Below are 5046 nucleotides of genomic sequence, written 5' to 3'. Positions count from 1 at the left end.
ACCGGTGCTCTCCGTCCGGCACATGCGGGTGGAATTCCTGAGCAAACTGCGCCTCTTTGACCTGCTGGGCCTCCCCGGTGCGACGGCGCTCATCGAGGCACAGCTCGCGGTGTGCGACGAGCGGCTGGCGCGGCTGGAGACAGCCCGACGGGCCGGCAGAGCCAACGACTTCGACGAGCTGGTCTATACCTTTCGCAAAGGACAGTTGGAGGCGGTGCGGTCATGGCTGGAACAGTGCCGGCGCCGGTACATGTAGGGGCCACGCCCATCCAGGAGATGCAGGCGTCATCTCCCGGCGCATGCCCGATCGTGCTCCTGAAGGGTTTGGGCGTCTGGTATGGCGGCCAGCCGGCACTGCGCGGCATGGATTTGGAGGTGCCGGCCGGCCAGTTTCTCCTTGTTACCGGGCCTTCTGGCTGTGGCAAAAGCACCCTGGCGCTGGTGCTGGCCGGGCTGATCCCTCAGGTAGTGCCGGCGCGGGTGGAGGGTTATGCCGAGGTGGCCGGCCTGGATGTCATGCGGACGCCGGCACACCAGCTCGCCCAGCGCGTCGGCGTCGTCTTTCAGAACCCCGCCACCCAACTGTTCAACTACACTGTGGAAGAGGAAATCGCCTTCGGGCCGCGCAACCTGGGACTGCCGGCGGACGAGGTAGAAGCACGGGTGCGCTTCGCCATCGAGGCAGTGGGCATCGCCCACCTGCAGGGGCGCGAGATCCGCAAGCTATCGGGGGGAGAGCGCCAGCGCCTGGCTATCGCTTCGGCCATGGCTATGCTGCCGGCAGTGCTGGTGCTGGATGAACCGACGGCCCACCTGGACGCCGAGGGCATCGCCCTCCTGCGGGATACCCTCCGCAAGCTACATGGCCGGCACGGCATGACCATCATCGTCCTCGAACACCGCCTCCATCCATTTCTTGAGTTGGCCGAGCGCGCCCTGCTGATGGAAAACGGTCGGGTGGTCGCGGACGGGACGCCGGCGGCGGTATTCGGGGACGCGGCACTGCTCCGCCGGCTGGGACTGCGCGACCCGCGCTATGCCGTTGGGCCGCGCTGTGACCTGCACCCTCCCACGGGAGTGCATCCCCCTGTCCGTCAGGACCCTCCGCTGGTGAAGCTAGTGGGGGTGGAGGCGGGGTACGGCCGGCGAAAGGTCCTGCACGGCATAGACCTGGCGCTGTACGCCGGCGAGTTCGTCGGCCTGGTGGGGCCGAACGGCGCCGGCAAATCGACCCTGGCCAGCGTGCTGGCCGGCGCACTGCGCCCCCAGCGCGGCCAGATCGTCTGGAACCCAGCGGCACGCCGCATCCCTCCGGCCCGGCGCGCCGGCATGCTCTTTCAAGACCCGACCCTCCAGCTCTTCGCCGACAGCGTCTGGGACGAGGTGGCGATGGCGCCGGCGAACTGGGGCCTGCCGGTGGCGGAGACTGTGGAGCCTATCCTGCAGGCGGCGGACCTGACCCGCCTGCGCCGGCGGCACCCCCTGGCGCTCAGCATGGGCCAGCAACAGCGCACCGCCCTGGCGGCTGTGCTGTCGGCCCAGCCGGCGCTCCTCATCCTGGATGAGCCGACCATGGGACAGGACTGGGGGCACCTGGAGCGGCTGATGGAATGGATATGCCGGCTCCACCGCCGCGGCCATACCATCCTGCTCATCAGCCATGACGAGAAGCTCGTGTACCATTACGTGGAGCGCATGGTGATCATGCGAGATGGGCGAATCGTCGCAGATGGCACGATCCGGCCGGCCAAAAAGGAAACGCGAGAACACGATGGTGAGGTCTTGCCCGTCGGGGCATGATCATATCCGGAATAAGGGAGGCAGACACATGAGATTCTCTACCCGGGACCTGGTGTACATCGCTATCTTCGGCGCCCTGTGGGGCCTGCTGGAAATCACCATCGGCGCTTATCTGCACGTGCTGTTCCCGCCGTTGGCGGACACGTTCCTGGTCGGTGTTATCATGGGAAGCTTGGGCATCCTGACCTCGCTGGTCGGCCGGCGCTTTGTCCCGAAGGCCGGCGCCGTCCTGATGATGGCCATCATCGCCATGCTGTTGAAAGCACTCAGCCTGGGCGGCGTCACCCTGGGGCCGATGCTGGCCATCCTCATGGAAGGCCTGCTGATGGAGCTGGGCCTGCTGGCCTGGCGCGGCCAATCGCCCTGGTCCTTTGCGCTCGCCGGCGCCCTGGCCGTCTCCTGGAACTTCTTCCACAAGTTCGTGATGATGCGCCTGCTGTACGGCACGGCCATCGTCGAGGTAGCGCTGAAGATGGCCAAGGACGGCGCTAAGATGTTGGGCATGAACCCCTCCGCCATCGCCCTGATCCTGGGGGTGCTGTTTGTGGTACGGTTCATCGTCGGCGCCCTGGCCGGCTGGGCGGCCTGGGGCATCGGCCTGGCGGTGGCCGGCCGGCGCGCCCGGCGGTTCGAGACGGGAGATATGGCGCAGTGATCGTGGCAGTGGAACGCCGGCGGGAGCCGCGCCCCGACACCTGGGGCTCCCTGGCCTTTCTGATATGGACGCTCGTGCTGGTGGCAGTACTGCCGCCGGCGCGGCTGGGCTGGCTGTTGGGGAGCGTCCTGGTATTCGCCGGCATCTGGCGGCGCCAGGCGCTCCTCATCCTGCTCCGCCGGCGCACCTGGCTCACCCTGGCCCTCATTCTGCTGTTGAGCGGTCTGACGCTCGGCCCGCACGACCTGGGCCCCACCTGGTTCCGGCTGTCGCGGGAGGGGCTGTGGGCCGGCCTTTGGATGATCCTGCGCGGCCTCAGCATCCTGCTGGCGTTCTCCGCCTCCATCGGCGCGCTTTCCGTCGCCCGCTTGAGTGCGGTCTTCGAGCGGCTGGGGCTGAAGGGGCTGGGGTTCGCCTTCGGCGTGGCCGTCAACCTCAGCGTTTCCCTTCAGGACATCATCCTGGTGACGTATCATACCCTGCGCCAGCGCGGCGCCTTCCGCCTCAACCGCCGGCTCCTCACCAACCTTCGCCCTTTCCTGCTGGGCATCTTTGCCAACGCCCTGCGGCACGGCGACGAGGTAGTGCTGGCGGCCTCGGCGCGCGCGTTCGACCCGAAGCGCCCCGCCGGCAGTCCCATCCCCCTGACCGCAGGGGATATCGCGCTCATTATCCTCCTTCTGGCGGCGCTGGCACTCCTGCTGACATAGCCTGGGTGGAGAGCGGCTGTTTGCGGGGTCGGCCCGTCCGATATATGATACGTCCGAACTTGCACGAGAGAGCGCCATGGCCGCGGACCCAGAGAGAACCCATCCATCCCCCGATCCCAGGGGCAAAGCCATTCGCCGGCTCACCGCCGCCGGCGCCCTGGTCATCCTGCTGGCCGCCGGCGGGCTGATCTGGCGCGCCGGCCGCGCCTCCTCTCTGGCGGATGTCGGGCAACTGCAGGCCCTGGTGACCCGCATGGGAGGGTGGGCGCCCGCCGGCATCATCCTGCTGAACGCCTTGCAGACGCTCCTATCCCCGCTCCCCGGCCAGCCCCTGAACCTATTGAGCGGGTACCTGTATGGCCCTTTTGTGGGCACCCTGCTCTCCCTGGCCGGCACCCTGCTGGGCAGTACCGTTGGCCTCCTGTTGGTGCGCAAATGGGGCCGGCCGTTGGCCGCCTGGCTGGTCGGGCCGGAATGGATGGCGCGAGCCGATGTGTTCCTGCGCCGGCGCGGCAGTCTCCTGCTCCTGCTGGCCTTTCTGATACCCTTTCTGCCCGATGATACCATCTGCATCCTGGCCGGCCTCAGCCCTCTGCCCATCCCCTGGATACTCCTGTTGGCCGCCGTCGGGCGCACGCCGGGTATTTTCCTCGCCAATCTGCTGGGATATGCCGGGCGGAGCCTGCGGGGATGGGAGTGGGGCGCGGTGGCGGCGGCCGCCGGCCTCATCCTGTTCCTGTTCTGGCGCTGGCGCGGACGGCTGGAGGCGCTTGCCTGGCACTGGAGCGAGCGCCTGGGTGCACCGGATCTATCAACGGAGGAAAGCCCATGAGCAGACACCCAGCGCCGCGCGTTCTGATGGTGCTGATATCCCTCCTGCTCCTCGGCACATGGGGCCGGCCGGGGCTGGCCGGCCAGCCGGCCGGCGGCGGGACCGATCCGCGCATCGCCCTGTGGCTGAGCCGCATCACCCCGGAGCAACTGCTGGAACGCGTAGAAGAGCTCAGCGGCGAGCGGGAGATCATGGTGGAGGGTCAGCCGGTGCGTCTGCGCACCCGTTACAGCGGCACCCACGAGGCGGCGCTGGCCGCGGCCTATCTGCGGGAGTATTACGCCGGCCTGGGCCTGCAGACAGAGCTGTGGCCCTACGGCACGGCCGGCTGGGTCAACGTGGTGGCCGTCCAGCCGGGGTGGCTGTACCCGGAGGAATCCTACATCCTCTGTGCCCATTATGACTCCACCTCCTCCACCCCTTTGACGCAGGCGCCCGGGGCGGACGACAACGCCAGCGGGGTCGCGGCGGTGATGGCCGCGGCGGAGGTGCTGTCCTCCCAGCCTTTTGCCTATACCATTCGCTATGTCCATTTTTCCGGCGAGGAACAGGGGCTGTGGGGGAGCACTGCCTATGCCCATCAGTTGGCGCTCCTGGGTGAGCGTATCGCCGGCGTCATCAATCTGGATATGCTGGGCTGGGATGGGGACAGCCGGCCGAAGTTCGACGTGCATGCCGGCGCGCCGCAGTCCCCATCGGCCGCCCTGGGAACGGCATTCGCCGATCTGGTGCTCCAGTACCAGCTGCCCATCTCGGTCGAGGTGCATCTCGGCCCGCGCGCCATGGGGTGGAGCGATCACGCCCCCTTCTGGCACGAGGGCTATCCCGCCGTCCTGCTGATCGAGGATGAGGAGGATTTCAATCCGTATTACCACACGCCGCAGGACAGGGCCGTGCATCTAGCGCCGGAGTACTTCGCCGCCGGCGCCCGCGCCGCCGTCGGACTGCTGGCCGTGCTGGCGGAACCCCTCACCGAACCGCTTCCCATGCCGGCACCCCTCCCCACCCCCACGCCCAGGCCAACGCCGGCCTGTCCGAACCATCTGGCC

6 protein-coding genes are annotated in these 5046 nt (G+C 68.1%); all 6 read left to right on the top strand.

All coding sequences use genetic code 11. The features are described from left to right. Positions 1–22: 22 nt before the first annotated feature. Entirely contained in the window at positions 23–256 is a 234-nt protein-coding gene (locus tag H5T60_11465; protein MBC7243051.1) for a hypothetical protein, read from the top strand. Beyond that, on the top strand, positions 223–1800 hold the full coding sequence (locus tag H5T60_11460; protein ID MBC7243050.1) for an energy-coupling factor ABC transporter ATP-binding protein: 1578 nt from the start codon (positions 223–225) through the stop codon (positions 1798–1800). Before H5T60_11465 ends, H5T60_11460 begins: the two co-directional genes overlap by 34 nt. A 28-nt stretch (positions 1801–1828) precedes the next feature. Then, the gene (locus tag H5T60_11455) at positions 1829–2455 is read left to right on the top strand and encodes a hypothetical protein (protein ID MBC7243049.1); all 627 of its coding nucleotides are present in this window, start codon (positions 1829–1831) and stop codon (positions 2453–2455) included. Next, the gene (locus tag H5T60_11450; protein MBC7243048.1) at positions 2452–3165 is read left to right on the top strand and encodes a hypothetical protein; all 714 of its coding nucleotides are present in this window, start codon (positions 2452–2454) and stop codon (positions 3163–3165) included. The genes H5T60_11455 and H5T60_11450 overlap by 4 nt, the downstream gene beginning before the upstream one ends. 76 nt (positions 3166–3241) lie before the next feature. Beyond that, positions 3242–3997, top strand: a complete 756-nt coding sequence (locus tag H5T60_11445) for a TVP38/TMEM64 family protein (protein MBC7243047.1) — start codon at positions 3242–3244, stop codon at positions 3995–3997. Then, a partial coding sequence (locus tag H5T60_11440) for a M28 family peptidase (GenBank protein MBC7243046.1) occupies positions 3994–5046 on the top strand: 1053 nt, incomplete at its 3' end. The genes H5T60_11445 and H5T60_11440, both read left to right, overlap by 4 nt.

The sequence above is a fragment of the Anaerolineae bacterium genome (assembly GCA_014360855.1).
In the GTDB taxonomy this organism is placed as follows: Bacteria; Chloroflexota; Anaerolineae; order JACIWP01; family JACIWP01; genus JACIWP01.
This window is presented reverse-complemented; position numbering and strand designations above follow the sequence as displayed.